Here is a 23524-nt window from a genome sequence, read left to right on the forward strand (position 1 = left end):
GCACCGAGCCGTCGAAGGTGAGCTCGAAGGCCTGTGAGAGGCGGCTGCCCGGCCCGATGTCGTAACGGGACGCCACATGACTGAGATTGGCCGAGATGTTGCGGTGAGTGATCGGCACACCCTTCGGTGCACCGGTCGAGCCGGACGTGAAGATGATGTACGCGAGATCGTCCGGAGTGACCCGTGGGTACTCGATGTCGGGTTTGGGCTCGGCGGCCAGTTCGCCCAACTCCCTTGGCTCCAGGACGAGTTGAGGAATGGCTGGATCGTTTCCGGGTGTGTCCGTGAGGACGAGGTCCAGCTCCGCCGCCCGAACGATGTCGGCGGTCCGCCCCGCCGGATGCTCCGGGTTGAGCACGACGACGGTCGCGCCGGCCCGCAGGATCGCCAGGTAGCCCGCGTACGAGACCACCGACCGGCTCGCCATCAGCCCGACGCGCCGAGGCGGGACACCGGCCCCCGCCGCGACCAGCCGCCCCGCGATCCGCTCCGCGAGGCCGCGCAGCCGTGCGTAGGTGAGCTCCTCGCCGTCGATCTCCAGGGCGACCAACGAGTCCCCGAACTCGTCGGCGGACCGGGCGAACCAGTCGTAGAGGGTCGCCGGGTGGCTCACCGTCCCGGTGCCGGAGGTCAGTGGAGTGACCTCCTGGCTCCCGCTGCCGGCGACCGTGGCCTTCGCCGGGTCCGGCGCGCCCGCGCCCGTCCCGGCTGTGTGCTGTGGGGTGAGCACCGCGTGCGCGGGCACCCCGTCCGCTGTCCGTGAAGCAACCCCCGTGCCCCTGTCGACTGCTCCCGGGGACCGCGGCTCGCTCGCCGCGTGGTCGTCCTCGGGGGTCCGGATCTGCGGATCAGTCATCGCGCCGCGGCCTCCAGAGCCCGGGTCCATTCGCGTAGTTCGCCGACCGTGCGCAGCCGGCCGAACTCCTCGGGGTCGACCTCGTGGTTGGACCGTTTCGTCAGCTCGACGACGATGCGCAGCTTCGCGAGGGAGTCGATGCCGATCTCGGTGAGGGTGGAGCCGTCGTCGAAACCGGTGCGGGCGTGCTCGCGCAGCACCCATGAGGTCAGGTCGCTGTCGTCGGCGGTGGTCCCCTCGCCCTGCCAGTACCGTTTCGTCTGCCAGGGATACAGGGGGAGCGGCACGTAGTTGCCACCCCTCTTGAACTCCTTGTTCCAGTCCACGTGCTCGCCCTCGCGGTACTGGGCGGCGAGCTCGGACTCGCCGCCCGCGCCCGGCATCCCGGTGAGCGCGGCGACCAGTTCCTCGTGGGTGGCGCCGACGACGGCCATCCGGTGCTCGTGGTGCTGGCGTCGGGTGGCTGCGCTGAAACAGATGTCCCGCACCGAGTGGGCCCAGCCGGGCCCGGTGGGGGAGAGGTGGTCGGCGTACCTGCGGGCCAGGGCGTCGAGGGCCGCGGGCGTACGGGCGGAGAGCGGGAGCACGTATGGTTTGCCCGGCTTTGCGTCCCTCACGCGGGACTTGGGGGTGTCGGCCTGGCGCAGGACCACATGCGCGTTGAGCGCCGAGGAGCCCTGTGCGGAGACGCCCGCGACGGCCGGCCGGCCCCGGTCGGGCAGCTTGCACAGGGCGCCGGGTATCGCCAGCGGCAGCCTGTCCCAGGGGACCTTGGGGTTCGGGGTGCTGAGGTGGAGGCTGGCCGGTACTTTCCCGTGCTCCAGGCACAGCACCGTCTTGATCAGCCCGGCCAGACCGCCGGCGGCCTCCGCGTGCCCGATGTTGGTCTTCACCGATCCCACCAGGAGCGGCCGGTTGGTGGGCCGGCCCCGGCCCAGCACCTGGCCCAGTGCGGTGAGTTCCAGTGGGTCGAAGGAGGGGGAGCCGGAGCCGTGCGCCTCCACGTAGTCCACCTCGGCCGGGTCCAGCGCGGCGTCCTCGTACGCCCAGCGCAGCACCTCCAGCTGCCCGGTGAGCGAGGAGTTGAGCACCGAGTCGCTGGTGCGGCCGTCGTTGCCGACGGCGCTGCCCTGGATGACGGCGCGGATGCGGTCCCCGTCGGCGAGGGCGGCCGTGAGCGGCTTCAGTACGACGACGCCGACCGCGTCGCTCGGCGCGTGCCCGTCGGCTGCCGCGTCCCCGAACCGGCTGCGGCCGTCGGCGGACATCCCCCCGGCCGCGGTCATCACCAGACCTTCATCGGGGCGTATTTTGATGTTCACCCCGGCCACCAGGGCGAGGGGAGTCTCCCTGGCTCGCAGGCTCTGCACCGCCTGGTGAACAGCGGTCAGCGACGATGAGCAGGCCGTGTCCACGACGACGCTGGGCCCGCGAAGGTCGTAGAAGTGGGACAGCCGGGCGGCCAGCAACGAGCGGAAGTTGTGGAGGTGGGCGGCCGTCACCGCCTCCGGGCCCTGCCGGAGCGCCAGCTCCAGATAGTCCGCCCGTGCGTTGCCCACGAACACCCCGGCTCGACTGCCGGCCAGCTGGTCGGGCCGCTGGCCCGCGTCCTCCAGCGCCTCCCACGCGGTCATCAGCAGCAGCCGCTGCTGGGGGTCGAGCTCGACCGCCTCCGCTCCGGACAGCCCGAAGAACTCGGCGTCGAAGTCGGCGGCATCCACGTACCCGGCGCGTCGGCTGGCGAGCTTGCCGGGGCCGGGATGGGGATCGAACAGAGCGTCGACATCGTAACGTTCCGGTGGGGTTTCACTCGTGACGTCGCTACCGCTGCGCAGCAGGGCCCACAGTTCATCGGCCCCGGATGCACCGGGGAGTCGGCAGGCCATACCGACCACTGCCACGGACCGTGAGTCCACGTCCGACCTCTTCAACGGAACTCTCCTTCACTGCTTCGTCGATGAGCGTGTGTGATGGCGCGCTTGACGTCCGCTTCACCACCGGGGTCCCCGGCTGCGGGCGGATGGGAACGGGTTACGAGTGTGAGGCGAGTTCCCGGACCTCGTCGACCGGGGTTACCGCCGTGCAGCTAGGTGCGTGGCTTGCGCCTAACCGGAACGGCGGCCGACCGATCCGGATAGTGCACCGTGGTGCTGTGCGCACAGTGGATCTTGGCGTGAAACCGTCCAGGACGCCAGGGTGTTCCCGCCCACACTCGCGTCGTGGTGCCCGCGTACCGAACCGCACTTGCCCCACCGACCCAAGCCCTCTCTCCCCAGCGCGCCGCACAGGCGATCGTCGAAAATCGGCCCACCGCACGATTGTCGTACGCGAAATCGTTTCCGCCCGTTTCCCGCCCAAGGATTGGCGGGAAGTGATCGCCTGAGGTTGAAACCTGTAAATAGTTGGACAGACTCTGAGATTGGGCATGCGCACGAGGTGGCCGGACCGGAGGGGCCCTCAGGTGCTCAAGCAGGGTCCGGAGGTCACGTCGCCCCGGCCGTCCAGGTGTTGATGATGAGCCAAGTGGGACGGAATTTAAGGGGTGGGGTGATCCGCGGAGTCGTATATTCTGCTTTCATCTGACCTCATGGATCCCCTGACCACATCCGAGCAGACGCGCCTCGCGGGTGATCAGCGCAAGCTGCGACTGCAGGTTCTCGGCCTCAACAACGTTGACGCGGAAGCCACCTTCGACCGCGTCGCCCGGCTCGCGGCAAGCTTCACCCAGTCCCCGCTGGCCATGGTGAACTTCATCAACGACGAGCGGCAGATGTTCCGCGGCATGTACGTGCCGACCTCCTCGCCCGACGACAAGGCGGACCCCGATCACGGAGCCATCCCCTTCGACCTGAGCAACCTCTCCCGAGAGGCACCCGGCGACTACGGCTTCTGCCCGCACGTGGTGGCCCAGGGGTCCCAGCTCGCCCTGGACGACGTCTTCGACTACCCACGCTTCAAGGGAAACGCCCTGGTCAACGACCTGGGCGTGCGCTCGTACCTGGGCACCCCGCTGCGCGACAACACCGGCATGGTGCTCGGCACCGTGTGTGTCGCCGACTTCAAGCCCCGGGCCTGGGACCGCCGAATACGCGAGCACATGCAGGAGCTCACCGAGACCCTGCTCGCCGACTTCAAGCTGCGCGACAGCCTGCTCGCGCAGCAGCAGGAACTCTTCGCGGTCTTCGACGGCGCCCCCTTCCCGATCATGCTCACCGAGGGCCCGAACCATCTGCTGCGGTACGCCAACGGCAAGCAGGGCCAGGCCTTCGGCATGGTCCCGCAGTTCAGCCCGGGCAGGATGGCACTGCCCGGCCTGGAGTCCATCGGGGTCTTCAACGCGATGGACGACGCCTTCCACGGCGGCCGGCCCGCCACGCTCGGTCGCGCCCAGATCGCCACGTACGACTACCCGCAGCCACAGGAGTTCAGCTTCCTGTGCACCCCGGTGCGCACCTCGCCGGGCGCTCCCATCAGCGGTGTTCTGACCGTGGCCATGAACATCACAGGTCAGGCCTACTCCGGCAGCGAGCAGCAGGCGTTCGCGGCCAACGTCCAGGAACGCTTCGAGCGCCTCGGCACGAGCGGGATCGCGGGAGCGTTCCCCGGCTGAGCGGCTCCGGGGAAGGTCAGGTGCAGTGGCCTGCGGGTGCGTCGTGGCCGGTCGCTCCCCCGGGTTCTCGGCGCGGGCTTCACCGGGTCCGCTTGGCTGATTCAGGTGGTAAGGGCACGGAGTTCGCTGTGCGCTTCTCCGTGACGCCGGGTGTCCGAATATCGGTGTACAACGTAACGCCGGTTGTCCGGACCGGACATGCGACGGTTCGCCGGGTTCCCGGGCTGGCTGCCTGGTGGATCGGCGGATGTGTGGCTCATCCGTGTGATCGGTCCGGTGGCGTCCGGGGCCGGTTGACCTGCGTTCCGGATCCGGGAAAGCGGAATCCTTCGGGGCGAGGGCGAGGCAGCTCGGCAAGAGCCGGCCCGGAGGTGGTCCCGCGTCAGCGGGACCGGTACCGCATCTCGCGCGGGCTCACGCCGTACCGCTGGCGGAACGCCGTGCTCAGCGTGCTGGCCGAGGAGAAGCCCGAGGCATGGGCCAGGTCCGTGATCGTCAGGTGCTCGCACTCCGCGCACTGAAGGCGGTCACGGACCAGCCGCAGGCGCTCCTCGCGGATCAGATCGCGGGGCGTGGTGCCCGCGCGCTGCAGGGCGAGCTGTATCTGGCGCAGCGACCAGCCCAGGGCGTGCGCCATCGACGTACCCGTGAGGCCCGCGTCGGAGGCGTGCTCGCGCACATAGCGGCGGACCATGGCCTCGACCTCGCCCAGGTGACCGGGTGCGTCGGGGCGGTCGTCGCCCACGGTGAGCATGCAGACCAGTTCGACGATGCGGTCGGAGACGGCGTTGAACTGCGGATCGGTGAGGTGGTCGCGCTCCTCGTGCAGGTCGTTCAGCATCGAGTGCACGATCCGGCCCAGACCCCGGGTCAGGTCGAAGCCCGTCGCCACCGGTGACTTCCGGTTCAGCGGGCCGTCCACCTCACAGGCCGGGATGGTGAGGATGAACGCCTCGATGTCCGCGCCCTGGTGGCACAGGAACGGCGCCCCGAACGTGACCAGCGCACCCGTCCCCGGGGTGAGCCGGGCCTCCTGGCCGTCCTGCCGCAGCACGATCTCCCCCCGCACGGGCAGCAGCAGACGGTAGTCCTCGTCGGGATCGTGCCGCACCTGACGCGGGGTCCGGCTGTACTCCACCTCGTCCGAGGAGTACCTGACGAGCTGGTAGGCCCCGGTGAGCTGACGGATCGTCTCGCCGTGGAAGCTGTCGGGCCGGGTGTATCTGAAGCCCATCCGGGAGTGGTACGCCCCGATGTGCTCGCTCCAGAAGTCGGCGCGTTCGTGCGCTTCCACATCTGAAGTGGTCTGCGACTCGACGGTGTAGCTTCCCGCGGGCAACGAACCTCCTTCGCGGCGACGGGTCCCGACCGTGTCGTACATGCTCTTCTGTACGGCCGGGCGACGCTTTCCGTTCGCGTACACCGGCTGTTACTGCGGGAAACCCTAGTGGGCCACCGGTTGCCATGGGCGACCATCAGCCAGGGCATATGCCGGAGTTGCGTGCCGCGCACCCTCCCGCACCGCGCGCACCAGCTGTGCGCCGCACGGCAACTTCCCTGCGTGTGAGGGAAAGTGAGCGCGCCGTGATGGAACTAGCATCAGGCGCTCCGCCCACTCATGCGCGCCCGAGACGACGTGAGGACGTGGCGAATTATGCACGTGACGTAAGGACTTGTGACCTCATGACCGAGCCCATGCCGGAGGCGGTGACCTGGGGCCTGGCCGCGCTGTTGCTGGCCACTGCCGTGCTTCTGCTGCGTCAGCACGGGATCTCCCGTCGGCAGCGCGGACGCAGCGTGGTCCTCGCGGACGGACTGCGCGCACGCGACGAGGAACTGCGCCATATGGTCCTGGTCCGCCTGCCCGCCCTCGCGGACTCCTCGCACCAGCCGGTCCCCGGCCCCCTCGACGCCCGGCTGGCCGACACGGAGTTCGCGAAGGGTCTCGACGAGATCCTGGCCCGCTTCTCCGGCGCCGTGGAGCACGCGCAGGCACGCGCCGACCAGTCCGCGAAGGCCGCGCTGAAGGCGTCGATGCGCTCCATCCAGGCCCTCGCCAACGAGCAGCAGGTGTCCATCTCCGAGATGCAGGAGCGGCACGACCGCCCCGACGTGCTGCGCGACCTGATGGAGATCGACCACACCAACGCCCAGTTCGGCCGCCGCGCCCAGGCCATCGCCGTGCTGTGCGGCTCCTGGCCGGGGCGCCAGCGCGCGACCTCACCGCTGGTCGAGGTCGTCCGCGGCGCGACGTCCCGTATCCGCGACTACCGGCGCGTCCGCGTCACCGGCCAGGTCGACCTCGCCGTGGAGAGCCGCGCGGTGGAGCCCGTCGTCCTCGCCGTCGCCGAGCTCCTCGACAACGCGGCCCGCCACTCGCAGCCGGGCACCCACGTCGAGGTCAACGTCCAGGCCGTGCACAACGGCGCGTGCGTGGTCATCGACGACGCCGGCGTCGGCATGGACGGGCAGGCGGTCGAGCGGGCGGGCGAGCTGCTGAGCGGGCGGATCTCGGTGGACGTGACCCGCCTCGACGACCCGCCCCAGTTCGGCTTCTCCGTCATCGGTGTGCTCGCCCGGCGCTACGGCTTCAGCGTCTCCGTGGACACACGGTCGCCGTACGGCGGTGTCCGCGCCGTGGTGTTCGTCCCGTCGGGCCTGCTCACCTACGCGGACACCCCGGCCCCGAAGCCCGTGGTCGTCGAGACGCCCGCGCGCCGTACCCCCGCACCCGCACCCGAGCCCGAGCCGGAGTCCGTGACCGAATTCGCCTCGCACCGGACGGAGCCGGAGGGCACGACGATGGGCGGTCTGCCGAAGCGGCGCCGTCGCACCCCGTCGAAGGCCGCCACGCCCCCCTCCGCGCCCGCCTCCGCCTCGACGGAGGACGCCCCCACCCGCTCGCCCGAGGAGAACGCCCGCATCATGGGCGCCTTCGCCCGCGGCACCCGCTTCGGCCGCGAGGCGGGGGAGCGGGGAGAACGGACGGTCGGCGAGGCCCAGCGGCGGGAAACGCCGGAGGAGCCCGTACCGCCCGCCCCGGAGACGGCGGCCCATGAGCCCGTGCGTGACGGCGCACCGGGTGCGAGCGCCGCACTCACTGAGAACGCGCCGAAAGCCGCGGGCGACGACGCCGTCGGGGAGACGGACCGGTTCGAGGCCGCTCTCGAAGCCATACGCCGTGCCGCCGCGCCGGAATCCGCGCCGGAAACCCCGCGGTACGAGCCCGTGTGGGAAGTCCTCGGCAAGGAACCCGAGCCGGAGCGGAATCGCGACTCCGGCGCCGTACGAGACGACCCCGCCCCGCAAGAAGCCACGCAGGCGACGCGCCACCACGATGAAGGGACCCCCCACGCATGATCGAGCCCACGACGAACGAACTGGGCTGGATGCTCGACGACGTGCTGAAGGTGCCCGAGGCGCGGCACGCGATCCTGCTCTCCGCCGACGGCATGCTGCGCGCCCACTCCGCCCAGATCGACCAGGACAACGCCGAGCGGTTCGCGGCGGGGCTCGCCGGGTTGCAGTCCATCAGCCGGAGCACGGCCGAGTTCTGCGGAACCCCGGACACCCCGTGGCGGCAGACGCTCATCGAGTTCGGGCACGGCTTCGTCTTCCTCATAGCCGCCGGTGAGGGCACCTACCTCGCGGTCTCCACCAGCGAGCACGTGGACATGGAAGCCGTGACGTACCGCATGCACAAGCTGGTCGACCGGCTCGGCCAGCAGCTGACCAGCCCGGCCCGACTGGACACCGGCAGCCCGGCATGACCTCCCGGCGCCGCCCTCCGGAGCGACTGGTGAGGTCGTACGTCGTCACGGACGGCCGCGCCTTCCCGACCCGCAACACCCTGGACCTGGTCACGATGGTGGTCACCGGGGAAGACCTGCCGCTGACCGGTCTCAGTCCGGAGAAGCGCCGGGTGGTGGAGCTGTGCAGGCCCGGCGCACTGTCGATCGCCGAGGTGGCCGGGCACCTGGCGCTGCCGGTCAGCGTCACCAAGGTGCTGGTCGCCGACCTCATGGACAGCGGCCATCTCGTCACCCGCGCTCCGTACGTTCCGGCGAACCCGGCGTTCGACATCCGCATCCTGGAGGAGGTCCTCGATGGGCTCCGCGCCCGCCTCTGACGCCACGTCCGACGTCTATCTGCTTCCCACCGTGAAGACCGCGGTCAAGCTGCTGGTCGTCGGTCACTTCGCGGTCGGCAAGACCACGTTCGTCGGTTCGCTCTCCGAGATCCGGCCGCTGCGCACCGAGGAGGTCATGACCCGGGCGGGCGCCGTGGTCGACGACCTGGCCGGTACGCGCGACAAGACGACCACCACGGTCGCCCTCGACTTCGGCCGGCTCACCCTCAGCGACCGCCTCGTGCTGTACATGTTCGGCACGCCGGGCCAGCAGCGCTTCGCCGAGCTGTGGCAGGACATGACCCGGGGTGCCCTCGGTGCGCTCGTCCTCGCCGACACCCGGAGGATCGACCAGTCCTTCGAGGTCATGGGCGTCCTGGAGGATCTGGGGCTGCCGTACGCGGTCGCCGTCAACCACTTCGACGGCGCGCCCGTGTTCGAGCTGGACGAGGTGCGCGAGGCCCTCGACCTGCTGCCGGAGACCCCGCTCGTCCGCTGCGACGCCCGCGAACAGGAGTCGTCCACGCGGGCGCTGATCGCCCTCGTCGAGTATCTGATCGGCCGCACCGGCAAACTGGAGCACGCGTGAACTCCGTCCCACCCGTACCGCCCGTTCCGCCCCCGGGCTGCCCGGCCCACGAGCCCATGTACGGCCCCGAGTTCGCCTCCGATCCCGGCGCCGTCTACCACCGGCTGCGGAAGAAGGGGCCGACCGCGCCCGTCGAGCTCGCGCCCGGTGTGCGGGCCAGGCTCGTCACGTCGTACGCCGCCGCCCTGCACGTCCTGCGCACCCCGGAGACCTTCGCCAAGGACCCGCGCCGCTGGAACGACCTCGCCGACGGCACCGTCCCCATGGACAGCCCGGTCGTGCCGATGATGATGTACCGGCCCAACGCCCTGTTCACCGACGGCGAGGAGCACCGGCGGCTGCGCGGCGCCATCACCGACAGCCTGGCCCGCGTCGACCCGAACACGCTGCGCGGCTATGTGGAGCGCAGCGCCGACACGCTCATCGACCGGTTCGCGCCGACGGGGGAGGCGGACCTGCTCGGCGAGTATGCGCAGGTCCTGCCGCTGCTCGTGTTCAACCACCTCTTCGGGTGCCCGGCGGACTACGGGGTCCGGCTGGTCGAGGGCATGTCGGGGATCTTCGACGGGGTGGACGCCGAGAAGGCCAACGAGCTGCTGACGACCACCCTCATCGAACTGGTCGAGCTGAAGCGGGCCCGGCCCGGCCACGACGTGACGTCCTGGCTGCTGGCGCATCCGGCGGAGCTCGCGGTCGACGAGATGGTCCACAGCCTCGTCGTGCTCATGGGCGCGGGCACCGAGCCGCAGCAGAACCTGATCGCGGGCGTTCTGCGGCTGCTGCTGTCCGACGACCGGTTCGCGGGCAGCCTCTCCGGAGGCAGCATGCCGGTGGAGGACGCCCTCGACGAGATGCTGTGGACCGATCCGCCGATGGCCAACTACGCGGTGCACTACCCGAGGCACGACGTCATGTACGAGGGCACGCTGCTCAGGGCGGGCGATCCCCTCGTCGTCAGCCTCGCCGCCGCCAACACCGACCCCGCCCTGTCCTCCGATCAGCGGGCGGGCAACCGCGCCCACCTGGCGTGGAGCGCCGGCCCGCACAAGTGCCCGGCGCAGAGCGAGGCCCGGCTGATCGCCGCGGTGGCGGTGGAGAAGCTCCTCGACCGTCTGCCGGACATCGAACTGGCCGTGCCGGTCGATGAGCTGGAGTGGCGTCCCGGCCCCTTCCACCGGGCGCTCGCCGCACTGCCGGTGACGTTCCCGCCGACCGCCGTCACCGCACCGGCCGCGGACGCGGCGCCGGCACCCCGGAGCGGGCCGGCGGCGGGCCCGTACAGCCCGAGCGCGCAGTACGCACTCCCCACGGCCGAGCCCGGCCGCCCGAAGAGCGGCTGGGCCCGACTGCTGGCGTGGTGGCGCGGGGAGTGACCTCTCCCACGGCCGTCGCCGTCAGCCGAGGCGTACCGGCAGGCGGCGGTGACCGTTGGAGATGAAGGACTCCACGTGGCCCAACTCCTCTTTCTCGGCGGCGAGTTCGAGGGAGGGGAAGCGCTCGAACAGGGCCGGCAGGGCGACCATGGCCTCCATACGGCCCAGCGGTGCGCCCAGGCAGTGGTGGACGCCGTACCCGAAGGCCAGGTGCTCCTTGTCGGCCCGGGTGACGTCGAAGGCGTCCGCGTCCGCACCGTGCAGCTCGGGGTGGCGGCCGGCGGCGGCGTAGGCGGCCAGGATCGGTTCGCCCTTGCGGATCACCGTCCCCTCGGGGCCGCCGAGTTCACCGAGGTCGATGTCCTCCACGGCGTACCGCAGCGGCAGGCTGGCGACGGGGGCGTCGCGGCGCAGCGTCTCCTCCACCACGTCGTCCCAGGAGGCCCGGCCCGACGTCACGTGCGCGAGCTGCTCGGGGTGGGTGAGCAGGGAGTGGATCGCGTTGTCGAGGAGGTTGACCGTGGTCTCGTGCCCGGCGCTGATCATCAGCACCAGCGTGTCCAGCAGCTCCTGCTCGCTGAGCCGGGTGTCGCCCTCCTCGTCGCGGGCCGTGATCAGTCCGGTGGTGAGGTCGTCGCCGGGTGACTGCCGTTTGGCGGCGACGAGTTCGCCCAGCACGGCGTACAGCCGCTCGTAGGCGGCGGTCATCTCGCCCGGTTCGGCGGAGGTGTCGAAGATGCGGTCCACCAGCTTCCGCAGCTCTGCGCTGTTCTCCTCGGGCAGGCCGAACAGCTCGCTGATCACCCGGATCGGCAGCGGGTAGCACAACGCCTCGCGCAGATCGACGGGCTCGGAGCCGGTCCCGGCCTTCTCGATGTCGTCGAGGAGTTCCCTGGTGATCGCCTCGATGCGGGGCTTGAGCGCGGCCGTACGGCGTGCGGTGAAGGCCTTGGACACGAGGGTGCGCAGGCGTTTGTGGTCGCCGCCGTACGCGGTGAACATGTTGTGCACGGCGACCCAGGTGAACAGCGGCCAGTCCGGGGTGATATGGCCGTCGATGAACCGGGGCCAGTGCTGTCGCGCGTCCTTGGACACCCTCGGATCGGTGAGCAGCCGCTTCAGCAGGTCGGGGCTGCTGACCGCCCATGCCTCGACCTCGCCGGGGAGCTCGACGCGGGTCAGCGGGCCCCTCGCGCGTATTCGGGAGGCTTCGCCGTGGATGTCACGGCCGGTCGCGTCTATCAGTAAGGGGGTTGGGTGTCCCATGGGGGCCTCCCGGGCAGTCGAACCATCCGTACGGCCCGTCACCCTACGCCACAGTAGTTTCGCCGAGGAGGGCATCTGTGAGCGCTGCGCACGGAAGGAACTTCCGTGCGCGCGCCGACAACTCCCGTGCGCGCCGCGACAAGCCGACGGCCCCACGTGCTCGTTACGCTCGAAGAACCCTCAGTAAGGCCGGTGACGAGATGACAGTCCGCAGGGTTCCGCGATGGATGTCCACCCATGGCGCCGAGGTGCGCACCCTGGCCGCCGGCTGCTGGTGGGACGCGGTGCGTGTGCCGTTCGCGCCGGGTGTCCGGGCGCTCGGTGTCCTCGGCGACGATACCGGCGCGGTCATCAGGGACGGTTACGGCGACATCCTGTACTGGCTGGTCCCGCCCGGTGAGGCGGCCGACTGGCGGCTCCCGGAGGTCCAGGTGCTGGGCCACGGCAGCCACGTCGCCGTCCCGCCCCCGCGCCGCACGAAGGGCCCCGGCCTGTACTGGCACGTCCCGGTGGCGTACGGCCGCGAGTGCACGGACGCGACCCACCTCCACGAGGCGCTGTCGGCGGCCCTCACGGCCCGGCCCGCGCTCTGACATCCCGCTCCGGCCGGACCTGAGGCCGGTTCTACGGGGTGGCGGCGGGGGACGCCTGGTCGCGGTGGCGGCGCAGCTGGTGGCGCTTCTTGCGGGGTTCCTGGTCCGGGAGCCAGCCGAAGGCCAGCACGCTGCCGGTCACGCCGAGCACCAGCCCGATGAGGAACCCTCCGATGTTGGAGGTGAGCCAGGTGCCGACCGAGAGCAGCACACCGATGATCGAGTAGAACAGCCGCTGCGCCGGGTTGAACATGATCAGCAGCCCGCAGACGATCATTACGCCGGGTATCAGGTACCCGGCGAGTCCCTGCATGCCGATGTGCAGGATGACCGGGAGGGGTGCCTTCATGGTCACCAGGATCTCCGCGCCGCCCAGGGCGAGCAGCAGCCCGCCCACGAAGGGCCGCTGCCCCCTCCACTCGTGGAAGCGGTTCACTGGGGGCAGCCCTTGTCGCCGAACCACATGCGCAGGTCGGGCAGCTTGAAGACGGCGGCGGTGGCGGCGTAGTTGTGCTGGTACAGGTCGGTGATGACGACCTTTTCCGCCTGCTGGCCGTAGACGCCCTTGGGGCCCTTCTGGTCGACCTTGTCGAAGGTGCTGGAGTCGCGGCCGATCTCGATGTTGTTGAACGCGGCGTCGCCCTTGATCTCGTCGGAGTCGATGGCGAGGTTCTTCACGCTCACGGGCGTGGACCCGCCGCCGGCGGTGAGGACGAGCTTGATGCCGCCGAGGTCGACGCTCTGGCAGAGGTTGTTCAGCTTGCCGTTCTTCACGACCGAGGTGACGACGAGGACCTGGCCGCCGGTGTCGCCCTGGTTGGGGCTGTCCGGGATCATCTCGTCCAGCGAGCCGTACTGCGCGAAGCCCTGGCCTTCGAGTTTGTCGGCGGTGACCACGAACGGCATGCCGGAGATGGCGAACTGGACCCCGAGGGCGCCCTCGGCGGTGAGGATCATCAGTGCCGCGGTGAGCGCCGTGGCCGGCACCGCCATCACGGCGGCGCGGCGCATGCGGACCCGCCCGCGCCTCTCCGGTCTGACGGGGGTGGAGTCGTTGGACGCCGTGGCGTCCGCGGGTGAGGCCATGTCTGCTCCCTGGGCACTGTCAACGCGATAGGCGGGAAATCAAACGGCACGTTGTCCTGGCGCGGACAGCGGTTGCGGCGCTTGATTGCTACGCCGCAGTAGCCGACCAGGAAGTTACCCGTGGTTACATTCAAGGGTCAAGAGAGTTGTGGCAAAGAGATGTTGGTTGTGCCCTACTTGTGAAGAGGGGGAACGCTCTCACCTCGGGCTTTTCGTCTTGCATTCAACATCTCTTGGTGTAGGTGATCTTGACGGTGTGTCAGTGACGCGTCAGTGATGCGTCAGCGAGATTCGCGTGACGTTCCATCAACTTGCTTGCAGCGCCTTGACGTTGGCTCTTCGGCAGGTCTAGAACTCTCCCTGGTTTCCCCCGGATCCGTGGCGCCCGGATCACCCCCTCCACAGCACCGGCACGGTCCCCTTCCCCTTCTCCTTTCTCGTGGGCCGTGTCCGGTCGTCCGGCAGCGGTGAGTCACATCGCGACGCCCTCTTTCGCGCGCACCGGACGCATCCCCGCGCGCACCCACCCGCAGCCCTCATTCCGAGAAGAGGCACCCCCATGCGTACGAAGTCCCTCATGGCCCTCGCCGGCACCGCCACCGCCCTTGTGCTGGCGGCCGGTGTCACCCCGGCCTCCGCCGCCGGCACCGTCCTGACCACCGGCAGTGCGGGCGGTAACGCGGTAGCGGTCGGCGACGAGCTCAGCGCGTCGCTCGCCTCCGGCACGACCGCCAACTTCTACTCCAGCGCCACCGGGACGAGCGGTGTCTCCTGCGCCGCGTCGACGTTCAAGGCCGACGTGACGAACAACCCGGCGGCGCCCGGCACGGCCACCGAGTCGGTCAAGGAGCACACCTTCGGCAGTTGCACCAGCAACGTCACCGGCGTGCTCGGCGTCACCAGCGTCACGGTCAACAACCTGCCCTACACGGCCGCCGTCACCTCGGCGGGCGCCGTCACCGTCACCCCGGCCGCCGGCTCGGTCATCCAGACCACCGTCGTCCTGCGGACCCTGCTGGGCAGCATCAACTGCGTCTACCAGGCGCCCAGCATCGCGGGCACGTCGGGCAACGGTGACAACAGCATCAACTTCACCGCTCAGCCCTTCACGAGGACCTCGGGCTCGTCCCTGTGCTTCAGCACCGGCTACTTCACGGCGAAGTACGCGCCGGTCACCGACACCGCCCAGGGCGGCGCCACGGTCTTCGTCAACTGAGTCTCCGGACAAGGGCCTCGGATCAGCTCTTCCGGTCAGGTCTTCCGGTCAGGTCCCCGGATCGGGTCACCGCCCCCTGAGCCGGCGTGACACGAGGGCGGCGCCCGCGGCGAGCACCAGCGCCGCGGCGCCGCCTCCCGCGATCAGCGACATCGACGGGCGCGACTCGCGCGTCGCGGACGTCACCGGGCTGCCCGGAGCCTCCGTCCCGTCCGCGGAACCCGAGCGGTCCTCCGTCCCGGCCACGCCCGCGCCGTCCTCCGTCCCGGCCACGGAACCCGCGCCCTCCTCCCGCCCGTCCGCGGCGTCTCCGGCCTCCGCGGCGCCGGTGGCGCTCGTCGCGTCCTTGCCGCCCTCGGCGGAGTCCCCACTCCCGCCTTTCGGGAAATCCACGTCCGAGCACGAGTAGTACGTGTCCACCGTGCTGGTGTTCTGCCAGATCGTGTACAGCACATGGTGCCCGGACCGGTCGTACGGCAGCTTCGCCGAGAAGCGGTACGAACCCTCCGTCAGCGGCGGGTCCGTGATCTCGGCGAACGGCTTCGCGGGCAGGTCGGACCAGGTGAGCGGCTTGCCGGGGTCGTACCCGGGCTTCGTCAGGTACAGCTTGAAGGTCCCGGTGTGCGGGATCGTCGAGCGATAGCGGAGGTCCAGTTCCGCGCCGGGGGAGAGGCGGGTCGAGGGCCAGTCCGCGCGGGCCAGGTCGAGGCCCTTGTAGGCGGGCAGGCCCCCGCTGCACAGCTTCCCGTCCGGGATCAGCTGCCGGTCACGGCCGTTCACGCCCGCCACCCGGAGGTTGTCCCAGGCCGTGAACGGCGCCCCGTTCGCGGCCACGGCCGCCTCGCACGCGGCGGACCGCGCCCGCTGCCCGCCCTCCGGCGAGCACGCCGACACCCGGCTCACCGGGTCCGTCGGCGCGCCGTGCGCCCCGGCCGGAGCGGCGGCCCACGTCATGAGCAGCAGCGGTGCGGTGACAGTGAGAGCGGCCGTGAGCGCGGCACGGCTCGCGGTGGGGCGGTGCGGGGAGTTCGTGCGAATCCGATGTGTCCGGTCCATCCGGTGGACCCTCCTCGGCCGTCGACGGGAGCGGTGCACCGGCCCGTCTGCCGAAGGGACGGTGCACCGACTCGTACGAGCCACCGGACGTGTCCGTTCAACGCCGGTCGCAGGCGGCGCGCATCGGCGCGCACCTGCCCGCGACTAGGGGCCGGAACCCGCACCAAAGGGGACCCAACCGGCCCAAGTGGCAGGCAGTGAGGGTGAGTTCCCTGTCCGGTCGAGGGTTTTCCCCGTATTCACCTGACCTGGGCGATGCCTATCGTTCCAGCCACAGCCGACCCACAAGTAACCCCGAAGGTCGGCTCGCGCCAGGCCGGCCCCCAGCGCCGCTCCTTTCTCTTCCCCCCTGTCACTTCGACGATGAAGCGACTCCCCCGCCGCTCCGCAACTGCCCGGAGCCGGCCAAGAAAGGCAAGCCCTTGCGTATCTCCTCCTCCCGTCCCGTGAGACGGAAGCTGATATCCGTCGCGGCGGTCTCCGCGGCCCTGGTGGCCGGTATGACCACCACCGTCGCCGCCCAGACGCCCGCCGGGACGACGGCCCCCGCCGCCGACACGGCCCCCGCCCTCGCCGGGCCCGCCGAGGCCGCGCCCTCCGTCCCCGCCGAGCGCCTCATCGTCGGCTACAAGCCGGGCGCCGCCGAGGCCAAGTCCGACAAGGCCGCCGACGCCGACGCCCAGGCCAAGGGCAAGGAGGCCGGGGAGAACCTCGGTTTCCAGCGCCGCCTCGGCTCCGGTGCCGCCCTCGTCGACCTCGAGGACGACCTCAGCACGAAGGACGTCTCCGGCGTCATCGCCGAGTACCGGGCCGACCCGCAGGTCGCGTACGTCGTGCCGGACCGCCTCAACAAGCCGCTGGCCACCCCGAACGACACCGAGTACGCCAAGCAGTGGGACCTCTTCGAGTCCACCGCGGGCATGCGGGTGCCGGGCGCCTGGGACATCGCCACGGGCAGCGGGGTGACCGTCGCCGTCATCGACACCGGCTACGTGGCCCACTCCGACCTCGCCGCGAACGTGGTCGGCGGCTACGACTTCATCGCCGACACCGCGGTCGCGGGCGACGGCAATGGACGTGACAGCAACCCGGCCGACCCCGGTGACTGGACCAACGCCAACGAGTGCGGCAGCGGCTGGGGGGCCACCACCTCCTCCTGGCACGGTACCCATGTCGCTGGCACCATCGCCGCCGTCACGAACAACAACAAGGGCGTCGCGGGCATCGCGTACAACGCGAAGGTCTCCCCGCTGCGCGTCCTCGGCAGGTGCGGCGGCTACGACTCCGACATCATCGACGCCATCACCTGGGCGTCCGGCGGCTCGGTCTCCGGAGTCCCCGCCAACACCAACGTCGCCAAGGTCATCAACATGAGCCTCGGCGGCGGCGGTTCCTGCACCTCCGCCACCCAGAGCGCCATCAACGCGGCCGTGAACCGCGGCACCACGGTCGTCGTCGCGGCGGGCAACAGCAACGCCAACGCGGCCAACTACTCCCCGGCGAGCTGCAGCAACGTCATCTCGGTGGCCGCGCTCGGCCGTTCCGGCTCCAAGGCCTACTACTCCAACTACGGCTCGGTCGTGGACATCGCGGCCCCCGGCGGTGACACCAGCACCGGCACGGCCAACGGCATCCTGTCCACGCTGAACACCGGCACGCAGGGCCCGGCCTCCGAGACGTACGCGTACTACCAGGGCACCAGCATGGCCGCCCCGCACATCGCGGGCCTCGCCGCGCTGATGAAGTCGGCGAACTCCTCGCTGACCCCCGCCCAGATCGAGTCCGCGATCAAGACCAACGCGCGTGCTCTGCCGGGCACCTGCTCGGGCGGCTGCGGCGCCGGCCTCGCCGACGCGGCCAAGACGGTCCAGGCGGTGAGCGGTGGGTCCACCGGGGGCACCACCTTCACCAGCACCTCCGCTCTCGCCATCCCGGACAACGGCCCGGCCGTCGAGTCCCCGATCACCGTCAGTGGCCTCACCGGCAACGCGCCCTCGGCCCTCCAGGTCGGCGTCGACATCACCCACACCTACCGCGGTGACCTGGTGATCGACCTCGTCGCCCCGGACGGCTCGACGTACCGTCTGAAGTCCGCCAGCGGCACGGACTCCGCGGACAACGTCATCACCACCTACACGGTCAACGCCTCCAGCGAGATCGCGAACGGCACCTGGAAGCTGCGCGTCCAGGACACGGCCACGCTGGACACCGGGACCCTCAACAGCTGGAAGCTGACCTTCTGAGCCGGACCTTCTGAGCCGACTGGTCCACCCCGGGTCCCGCTGACCGGCAGGACCCTCTGACCAGGAGCTTTCCGACCGCCACCCCCCACGCGAAGCGGCCGGCCGATGCGAGCGGGCACCGGCCGGCCGTTAGCGTAGGCGCATGGAGAGTGTGGGGGCCGAAGAGCCCGCCCGAGCGAACTGTCCCGGCTGCGGTGGAGCCGAGGTCCGTACCGTCCAGGAGACCTGCGCCGACCCGGCGTCCGTGCACGACGGTCTGTCCGACCGGCTGGCGAGCGGGCCGGGCGTGGCGTCCCGCGGCGACTCCTGGCTGCATTTCGTCGAGGGCGCGCTGATGACCGGCGTGTGCGCCGGCCTCGCGTACAGCGGAGTGCAGGACGACAAGCCGCTCTACACGATCGGCGGTTCGCTGCTTGCGGTGCTGCTGCTCATCGGCACGGTCGTCGTGATCCGCGGGGAGGCGCGGGAGCGCCGCGTCGTGGCGGCGGGTCGGGCGCGCGCCGAGGAGCTGTCGCGCTCGGCGTCCTACTGCTCCGGCTGTGCGTCGGTGTTCTACGCTGACGGCACCCCCTGGCAGGGGGTCCTGACCCCCGAGCAGTATCAGAAGTACGTGTGGACCGAGGCCGGTTACGGCACGCGGCTCGATGCCCGGGCCACGGAGGTGGCCCTGCCACCCGGCATCCCGGTCCGCCAGGGAGGAGCCCCCGACCATGCCTGACGCCCCTGTCATCCACAGCGCCGATCCGTCCTCCTTTCCGCACAGCGTGCTGGCCGAACGCCACCCCGCGCTCATCCGCAAGGTACGGGACGCGTTCCCGTACGGCCCCGAACAGCACCGGGCGCTGGACGCGCTGCTGAAGAGCGCGGTCGACGGCGCGATCGAGCCCCTGGACGGTGACGCCTGGTGGGAGGCGTGGGGCGTGGAGGAGTACGTCGGCCGGTCCTGGTTCGAGGTGCCGTTCCTGTGGTCGGAGAGCTATTTCTACCGCAGACTGCTGCACGCCGTCGGCTACTTCGGCCCCGGCCCCTGGCAGGGCGTCGATCCGTTCCGCCCGTTCAAGCTCGCCGAGCTCGACACCCCGCAGGCCGCCGAGGAGATCGCCGCGCTCGACCGGCTGGACGGCCTGCCCGTCGAGGAGCAACTCCAGGCCCTGCTCCACGGCTCGCTGTGGGGCAACCGCGCGGACCTCGGCTTCCGCATCCAGGCGGGCGACGAGAAGTCCGCCACCCCCGAACTCGTCGCGGACGACAGCGAGTCGCTCTGGCCGCTGCTGACCGGGGGCACGCTGGTCGTCGTCGCCGACAACGCCGGCCGCGAACTCATCCCCGACCTGCTCCTCGCCGACCGTCTCCTCCGGCACGACCGCATCGAGCGGGCCGTACTGCACCTCAAGCCGTACCCGTACTACGTCTCGGACGCCACGACCGCCGACCTCGTCGACGCCGTACGCCACCTGGTGGCCGCCGAAGCGCCCGTCGGCCGGAGCCTGTGGTCCGCCCTGGGCGACGGCCGCCTCACCCTCCGGGCGCACCCCTTCTCGTGCGGCCCGCTGCCGTACGCGGACATGCCGGACGATCTCCGCGCGGAGTTCGCGGCGGCGGACCTCACGATCATGAAGGGTGACCTCAACTACCGTCGTCTCGTGGGCGACCGCCTGTGGCCGCCGACCACCCCGTTCGCGACGCCGACGGCGTACTTCCCCGGCCCGGTGGCGGCCCTGCGCACCCTCAAGTCGGATGTGATCGCCGGGCTCGACGCGCGCACGGAGCCGGCCCTCGTCGCCGCGGAGGGACAGGGGTGGCGGACGAGCGGCGCGCACGCGCTGATCCAGGTGAGGCCCTGAGGGTACGTCCCTGAAAAGGGGCGTGGGGTGCTCGGCGTGCCCGGCGTGCTCATCGCGGGGTGTCCGGGTCGGCGCGCAGGAAGTCCTCCACGGCGCGGACGAGGTCGAGGGGGGCCTCGTCCATCGCGTAGTGCCCGGCCCACGGCAGTTCGAAGAGCTCGCCGCGCGCATACCAGCGCATCCACGTCTGACGCATCAGCTCGGCCGACAGGGCCGGGTCCAGACCTCCTGTCACGGCGAGTGCCGGAACCCCCGCACCCTCCACCTGGGTGTGGAAGTCCTCGCCCGCCCAGGAGTCGAGCCAGGCGCGGAAGGCTTTGGCGTCGCTGCACGTGAGGGACCGGTCGACCATCCGGTCCAGCCAGGCGCCGGGGCGACGGCTCCCGGTGGTGACGTCGATGATGGCGCGGCGGTTCTCCGGCTTGTCGGCGGCGTCCGCGAACAGCTGCCACTGGTCCGGCGGGAGGGCCAGCCCCGAGGCGGGGACCGGGGAGACGCCGACGACCCGGCGCAGCCGGTGCGGGGCGACGGCCAGCAGCCGCTGGGCCACCGCGCCACCCATCGAGTGGCCCACCACGGAGAACCGCTCCCAGCCGAGCCGGTCGGCCAGCACGACCAGATCGGCCGCGGCCTCGGCGGTCGTGAACGCGCCGACCGCGTCCTTCGCCCGGCCGTACCCGCGTAAGTCCACCAGCGTGTACTGGAACGAGGCGCGGTCGAGATCGGGCAGCACGGCCGCGTAGGCGGACCGGTCGGCGAACCAGCCGTGCACGGCGAACACCTTGTGGGTGCCGTCGCCGTGCACCTCATGGGGCAGCAGGAAGGAGGTCATGCGACCACGGTGACCGGGTGGCAACGGCTCGGCAAGAGTACGGAGGGTGTTCTGTGAGGGTGCGCAGAACGACGCGCCGAAGCGTTGTGATCAAGCCGCTCCCACAGGTATCGATGCGCGCATGACGTTGCGTCAACTGCGCGAGAAGACAGTCGGGTTGGCTGCGGTGACGACCGTGCTGGCCCTCACGCTGGCGGGCTGCGGAGGTGATGAGGGAGCCGGTGACGACGGATCGTCCGGCGGTGACTCCTCCTCGCGGCAGATCACCGTCGCCGCCCTGCCGCTCGCCGACGGCGCCCCGCTGTACCTCGCGCAGAACCGGGGGCTGTTCAAGAAGGAGGGCCTCGACGTCCGTATTCAGCCGGTCCAGCAGAGCATCCAGGCCCTGCCCGCCCTCGCCAAGGGCCAGGTCGACGTCATCGCGGGCGCCAACTACGTCACCTTCCTCCAGGCCGACGAGAAGGGCACGCTGGACCTGCGCATCCTCGCCGAGGGTGCCCGCGTCGCACCGCACATGATGGACGTGCTCGTCCCCAAGGACTCCCCGATCAAGAACGCCGACGGCCTCAAGGGCAAGAAGGTCGCCGTCAACATCCTCAACAACATCCAGTCGCTGACCCTCGACGCGATCCTTCAGGAGCGGGGCGCGGGCCTGCCCGAGTACCGCCAGATCGCGTTCCCGCAGATGGGGCCTGCCCTGGAGAGGGGCCAGGTGGAAGCGGTGCACGCGGCGGAGCCGTTCTCCAGCGCGATCCAGAAGGATCTCGGCGCGCGAGTACTGATCGACGGCGGGTCCTCTCCCGTCACGTCCATCCCGATCAGCGGGTACGTCACCACGCGGAGTTACGCCTCCGGGAACCCCGAGGCCGCGGCCGCCTTCCAGCGGGCCGTCGAGGCCGCCGCGAAGATCGCCACGGAGGATCCCGATGCCGTACGGGAACAACTCCCCGAGTACACCAGGGTGACCGCCGAACAGGCCGAGTCCATCCACCTGCCCGCGTATCCGGCCACCACCGACGCCGACCAGCTGCGGCGCCTCACCGAACTCATGCGGGAACAAGGGCTGCTGAAGAAGGAGCTCGATCCCGGGAACCTGCTGCTGAAGTGAAGTGAAGTGAAGTGAAGTGACGTGAAGTGACGTGAAGTGGGGGTGGGAGTGCGGGGCGTGCTGCGGGTTCGCGTTCGAGTTCGGCAGGATTTCCTGCTCGGCGTGGCCGGCGTGCTGCTCGCTTTCGCGATCTGCGAGGTGGTCAGCCGGGCGGGGATCGTACGGCGTACGTACCTCCCGCCCGCCTCGGAAGTCCTCGCCCGCGCAGTCGAGCTGGCCGGCGACTCCGCCTTTCTCGACGGGGTCGGCGCCACCCTGAGGGCGTGGGCCCTCGGGCTGGGCCTCGCGTGTGCGATCGCCGTACCGGTCGGGCTGCTGCTGGGCAGTGTGCCGGTGGTCGACGCGGCGTCGCGGGCCGTCGTGGAGTTCCTGCGGCCGTTGCCGTCCGTCGCGCTGATCCCGCTGGTCTCGCTGCTGCTCGGCTCGGGCACGGAGACGGAGGTCGTCCTCGTCATGTACGCCTCGGTGTGGCCGATCCTGTTCAACACGGTCTACGGCCTCGGCGAGACCGAGTCCCTGGCCAAGGACACCCTGCGCGCCTTCGGCTTCGGCCGCCTCGCCGTTCTGCTGCGCGTCGAACTCCCCGCGACGGCCCCCTTCATCGCTGCCGGTGTCCGTATCTCGGCCGCCGTGGCGCTCATCCTCGCGGTCGCCACGGAGATCCTGGCCGGCTTCGGCGAGGGCCTCGGCATCTTCATCGCCCAGGCGGGCCTCGCGACGGACGGCACGCGGGACGTGCTGGCGGGTGTGGTGTGGGCGGGCGCGCTGGGGCTGGTCGTCAACGCCGTACTCGTACGGATCGAACGCGGGTTGTTTCCGTGGACGCCGGAACACAGGGAGCGGAAGCGGTGAGCCGAGTGGCTGTGCCCGGTGTGTCCGGGGTGCCCGACGTGTCCGGAGCGGCCGGCGGCAGGAGGGCGGCCGCCTCCGCGGCGGCCCGGGGCGCGCTGCTCCGGTGGGCCGTGCTGGCCGTCGCCGTGCTCGTGTGGGAGGCCGCCGCCCGTGCCCACGGCAGCGTGTATTTCCCGCCGCCCGGCCGTATCGTCCGCCACGCCTACGACCTGTGGTTCTCCGGGCCGGTCGCCCACGCGTTCCTCACGGCGGACGCCGTCGACAACATCCTGCCCAGCCTCGGCCGCATGGCAGCGGGCTTCGCCCTCGCCGCAGTGGCGGGGATCGCGCTCGGCGTGGCCGTCGGCCGCTCGCGACGGGCGTACGCGCTGTGCAATCCGGTGCTGCAGTTCGCGCGCGCCGTCCCGCCCCCGGCGCTGGTGCCCGTCTTCGTCGTGATCTTCGACTTCGGTACGCCGATGCAGCTCGCGTCGATCGTGTTCAGCGCCGTGTGGCCGGTGCTCATCAACACGGCGGAGGGGACGCGCAACACCGAGCCGCTCCGTCTCGACGTCGCCGCCGTACTGCGGCTCAACGCCGCCGAACGACTGTGGCTGCTGTTCCTGCCGTCCGCGCTGCCCCGGATCTTCGCGGGCCTGCGCCTCAGCCTGTCCCTCTCACTCATCCTCATGGTGTTCTCGGAACTCCTGCCGGGCACCGCGGACGGAATCGGCTACACACTCACCGACGCCCAGTCCCGCTCCGACCTCCTCACCGTCTGGGCGGTGCTGCTCCTGCTGGGCGCGCTCGGTTATCTGCTCAACACCGGTTTGCTGACGGTCGAGAGGCGACTGATCGGCCGGGGAAGGGAGGGCACGCGATGACGGGATCG

21 protein-coding genes and 1 pseudogene are annotated in these 23524 nt (G+C 70.8%); 14 read left to right on the forward strand and 8 right to left on the reverse strand.

The genetic code is table 11. The features are described 5' to 3' along the window. Both FPZ41_RS08725 and FPZ41_RS08730 read right to left on the reverse strand, forming a co-directional pair. On the reverse strand, positions 1-856 hold an 856-nt coding region (locus FPZ41_RS08725), incomplete at its 3' end, for an AMP-binding protein (protein WP_152860725.1). Beyond that, complete coding sequence (locus tag FPZ41_RS08730; RefSeq protein ID WP_152860727.1) at positions 853-2787, reverse strand: type I polyketide synthase; 1935 nt, start codon at positions 2785-2787, stop codon at positions 853-855. The genes FPZ41_RS08730 and FPZ41_RS08725, both read right to left, overlap by 4 nt. Before the next feature lie 656 nt (positions 2788-3443). On the opposite strand from FPZ41_RS08730, the gene FPZ41_RS08735 reads away from it, so the two are divergent. After that, positions 3444-4466 carry a GAF domain-containing protein gene (locus FPZ41_RS08735; protein ID WP_131571465.1) on the forward strand — a complete coding sequence of 341 codons (1023 nt, stop codon included), beginning with the start codon at positions 3444-3446 and terminating at the stop codon, positions 4464-4466. A gap of 382 nt (positions 4467-4848) precedes the next feature. On the opposite strand, the gene FPZ41_RS08740 is transcribed toward FPZ41_RS08735, so the two are convergent. Next, positions 4849-5805, reverse strand: coding sequence for an AraC-like ligand-binding domain-containing protein (locus FPZ41_RS08740; protein WP_152860729.1), 957 nt, complete (start codon positions 5803-5805; stop codon positions 4849-4851). A gap of 344 nt (positions 5806-6149) precedes the next feature. Here FPZ41_RS08740 and FPZ41_RS08745 point away from each other — a divergent pair. From FPZ41_RS08745 to FPZ41_RS08765, 5 genes and pseudogenes are all read left to right on the forward strand, one after another. After that, positions 6150-7448, forward strand: a pseudogene (locus tag FPZ41_RS08745) (ATP-binding protein); the annotation flags it as partial. Between the two features lie 374 nt (positions 7449-7822). Then, positions 7823-8236: a roadblock/LC7 domain-containing protein gene (locus FPZ41_RS08750; RefSeq protein WP_131563671.1), complete on the forward strand. Its 414-nt coding sequence runs from the start codon at positions 7823-7825 to the stop codon at positions 8234-8236. Further along, positions 8233-8595, forward strand: a complete 363-nt coding sequence (locus tag FPZ41_RS08755; protein WP_131563670.1) for a DUF742 domain-containing protein — start codon at positions 8233-8235, stop codon at positions 8593-8595. Before FPZ41_RS08750 ends, FPZ41_RS08755 begins: the two co-directional genes overlap by 4 nt. Next, a complete protein-coding gene (locus FPZ41_RS08760) occupies positions 8573-9184 on the forward strand; it encodes a GTP-binding protein (RefSeq protein WP_152860733.1) in 612 nt (203 codons plus the stop codon). The genes FPZ41_RS08755 and FPZ41_RS08760 overlap by 23 nt, the downstream gene beginning before the upstream one ends. Before the next feature lie 56 nt (positions 9185-9240). Next, the gene (locus FPZ41_RS08765; RefSeq protein ID WP_152860805.1) at positions 9241-10557 is read left to right on the forward strand and encodes a cytochrome P450; all 1317 of its coding nucleotides are present in this window, start codon (positions 9241-9243) and stop codon (positions 10555-10557) included. A gap of 21 nt (positions 10558-10578) precedes the next feature. Here the strand turns inward: FPZ41_RS08765 and FPZ41_RS08770 are convergent, their stop codons facing one another. Further along, positions 10579-11823 carry a cytochrome P450 family protein gene (locus tag FPZ41_RS08770; protein WP_152860735.1) on the reverse strand — a complete coding sequence of 415 codons (1245 nt, stop codon included), beginning with the start codon at positions 11821-11823 and terminating at the stop codon, positions 10579-10581. Between the two features lie 227 nt (positions 11824-12050). Between FPZ41_RS08770 and FPZ41_RS08775 the strand changes: the two genes are divergently transcribed. Next, on the forward strand, positions 12051-12416 hold the full coding sequence (locus tag FPZ41_RS08775) for a hypothetical protein (protein ID WP_228022610.1): 366 nt from the start codon (positions 12051-12053) through the stop codon (positions 12414-12416). Positions 12417-12447: 31 nt separating this feature from the next. Here the strand turns inward: FPZ41_RS08775 and FPZ41_RS08780 are convergent, their stop codons facing one another. Both FPZ41_RS08780 and FPZ41_RS08785 read right to left on the reverse strand, forming a co-directional pair. Then, complete coding sequence (locus tag FPZ41_RS08780) at positions 12448-12852, reverse strand: DUF6114 domain-containing protein (protein WP_322619983.1); 405 nt, start codon at positions 12850-12852, stop codon at positions 12448-12450. Continuing rightward, entirely contained in the window at positions 12849-13502 is a 654-nt protein-coding gene (locus FPZ41_RS08785; protein ID WP_152860737.1) for a DUF6230 family protein, read from the reverse strand. Before FPZ41_RS08785 ends, FPZ41_RS08780 begins: the two co-directional genes overlap by 4 nt. Positions 13503-14061: 559 nt before the next feature. On the opposite strand from FPZ41_RS08785, the gene FPZ41_RS08790 reads away from it, so the two are divergent. Continuing rightward, positions 14062-14718: a Tat pathway signal sequence domain protein gene (locus tag FPZ41_RS08790; RefSeq protein WP_152860739.1), complete on the forward strand. Its 657-nt coding sequence runs from the start codon at positions 14062-14064 to the stop codon at positions 14716-14718. Between the two features lie 66 nt (positions 14719-14784). Here FPZ41_RS08790 and FPZ41_RS08795 read toward each other — a convergent pair whose 3' ends face one another. Continuing rightward, the gene (locus tag FPZ41_RS08795; protein WP_152860741.1) at positions 14785-15774 is read right to left on the reverse strand and encodes a lytic polysaccharide monooxygenase; all 990 of its coding nucleotides are present in this window, start codon (positions 15772-15774) and stop codon (positions 14785-14787) included. Between the two features lie 500 nt (positions 15775-16274). On the opposite strand from FPZ41_RS08795, the gene FPZ41_RS08800 reads away from it, so the two are divergent. From FPZ41_RS08800 to FPZ41_RS08810, 3 genes are all read left to right on the forward strand, one after another. Continuing rightward, on the forward strand, positions 16275-18017 hold the full coding sequence (locus FPZ41_RS08800; RefSeq protein WP_407698763.1) for a S8 family peptidase: 1743 nt from the start codon (positions 16275-16277) through the stop codon (positions 18015-18017). Between the two features lie 142 nt (positions 18018-18159). Beyond that, positions 18160-18735 (forward strand): hypothetical protein, encoded by a 576-nt coding sequence (locus tag FPZ41_RS08805; protein WP_152860745.1) that lies wholly within the window; start codon positions 18160-18162, stop codon positions 18733-18735. Continuing rightward, complete coding sequence (locus tag FPZ41_RS08810) at positions 18728-19861, forward strand: damage-control phosphatase ARMT1 family protein (RefSeq protein ID WP_152860747.1); 1134 nt, start codon at positions 18728-18730, stop codon at positions 19859-19861. Before FPZ41_RS08805 ends, FPZ41_RS08810 begins: the two co-directional genes overlap by 8 nt. A 49-nt stretch (positions 19862-19910) precedes the next feature. Here the strand turns inward: FPZ41_RS08810 and FPZ41_RS08815 are convergent, their stop codons facing one another. Further along, complete coding sequence (locus FPZ41_RS08815; protein ID WP_152860749.1) at positions 19911-20693, reverse strand: alpha/beta fold hydrolase; 783 nt, start codon at positions 20691-20693, stop codon at positions 19911-19913. A gap of 121 nt (positions 20694-20814) precedes the next feature. Between FPZ41_RS08815 and FPZ41_RS08820 the strand changes: the two genes are divergently transcribed. The 3 genes from FPZ41_RS08820 (at position 20815) to FPZ41_RS08830 (ending at position 23516) form a co-directional block, all read left to right on the forward strand. Next, positions 20815-21801, forward strand: a complete 987-nt coding sequence (locus FPZ41_RS08820) for an ABC transporter substrate-binding protein (protein ID WP_152860751.1) — start codon at positions 20815-20817, stop codon at positions 21799-21801. 102 nt (positions 21802-21903) lie between these two features. Next, a complete protein-coding gene (locus FPZ41_RS08825) occupies positions 21904-22653 on the forward strand; it encodes an ABC transporter permease (protein ID WP_322619984.1) in 750 nt (249 codons plus the stop codon). Then, a complete protein-coding gene (locus FPZ41_RS08830) occupies positions 22650-23516 on the forward strand; it encodes an ABC transporter permease (RefSeq protein ID WP_407698761.1) in 867 nt (288 codons plus the stop codon). The genes FPZ41_RS08825 and FPZ41_RS08830 overlap by 4 nt, the downstream gene beginning before the upstream one ends. Positions 23517-23524: the final 8 nt, after the last annotated feature.

Source organism: Streptomyces acidicola, from assembly GCF_009377235.1.
GTDB classification, from domain to species: Bacteria; Actinomycetota; Actinomycetes; order Streptomycetales; family Streptomycetaceae; genus Streptomyces; species Streptomyces acidicola.

Excerpts from the sequence above, each read along its gene's own strand:
- FPZ41_RS08735 (WP_131571465.1), top strand. The coding sequence starts at position 3,444 with ATGGATCCCCTGACCACATCCGAGCAGACGCGCCTCGCGGGTGATCAG.
- FPZ41_RS08750 (WP_131563671.1), top strand. The coding sequence starts at position 7,823 with ATGATCGAGCCCACGACGAACGAACTGGGCTGGATGCTCGACGACGTG.
- FPZ41_RS08755 (WP_131563670.1), top strand. The coding sequence starts at position 8,233 with ATGACCTCCCGGCGCCGCCCTCCGGAGCGACTGGTGAGGTCGTACGTC.
- FPZ41_RS08760 (WP_152860733.1), top strand. The coding sequence starts at position 8,573 with ATGGGCTCCGCGCCCGCCTCTGACGCCACGTCCGACGTCTATCTGCTT.
- FPZ41_RS08765 (WP_152860805.1), top strand. The coding sequence starts at position 9,241 with ATGTACGGCCCCGAGTTCGCCTCCGATCCCGGCGCCGTCTACCACCGG.
- FPZ41_RS08770 (WP_152860735.1), bottom strand. The coding sequence starts at position 11,823 with ATGGGACACCCAACCCCCTTACTGATAGACGCGACCGGCCGTGACATC.
- FPZ41_RS08775 (WP_228022610.1), top strand. The coding sequence starts at position 12,051 with ATGTCCACCCATGGCGCCGAGGTGCGCACCCTGGCCGCCGGCTGCTGG.
- FPZ41_RS08785 (WP_152860737.1), bottom strand. The coding sequence starts at position 13,502 with ATGGCCTCACCCGCGGACGCCACGGCGTCCAACGACTCCACCCCCGTC.
- FPZ41_RS08790 (WP_152860739.1), top strand. The coding sequence starts at position 14,062 with ATGCGTACGAAGTCCCTCATGGCCCTCGCCGGCACCGCCACCGCCCTT.
- FPZ41_RS08795 (WP_152860741.1), bottom strand. The coding sequence starts at position 15,774 with ATGGACCGGACACATCGGATTCGCACGAACTCCCCGCACCGCCCCACC.
- FPZ41_RS08800 (WP_407698763.1), top strand. The coding sequence starts at position 16,275 with ATGACCACCACCGTCGCCGCCCAGACGCCCGCCGGGACGACGGCCCCC.
- FPZ41_RS08805 (WP_152860745.1), top strand. The coding sequence starts at position 18,160 with ATGGAGAGTGTGGGGGCCGAAGAGCCCGCCCGAGCGAACTGTCCCGGC.
- FPZ41_RS08810 (WP_152860747.1), top strand. The coding sequence starts at position 18,728 with ATGCCTGACGCCCCTGTCATCCACAGCGCCGATCCGTCCTCCTTTCCG.
- FPZ41_RS08815 (WP_152860749.1), bottom strand. The coding sequence starts at position 20,693 with ATGACCTCCTTCCTGCTGCCCCATGAGGTGCACGGCGACGGCACCCAC.
- FPZ41_RS08820 (WP_152860751.1), top strand. The coding sequence starts at position 20,815 with ATGACGTTGCGTCAACTGCGCGAGAAGACAGTCGGGTTGGCTGCGGTG.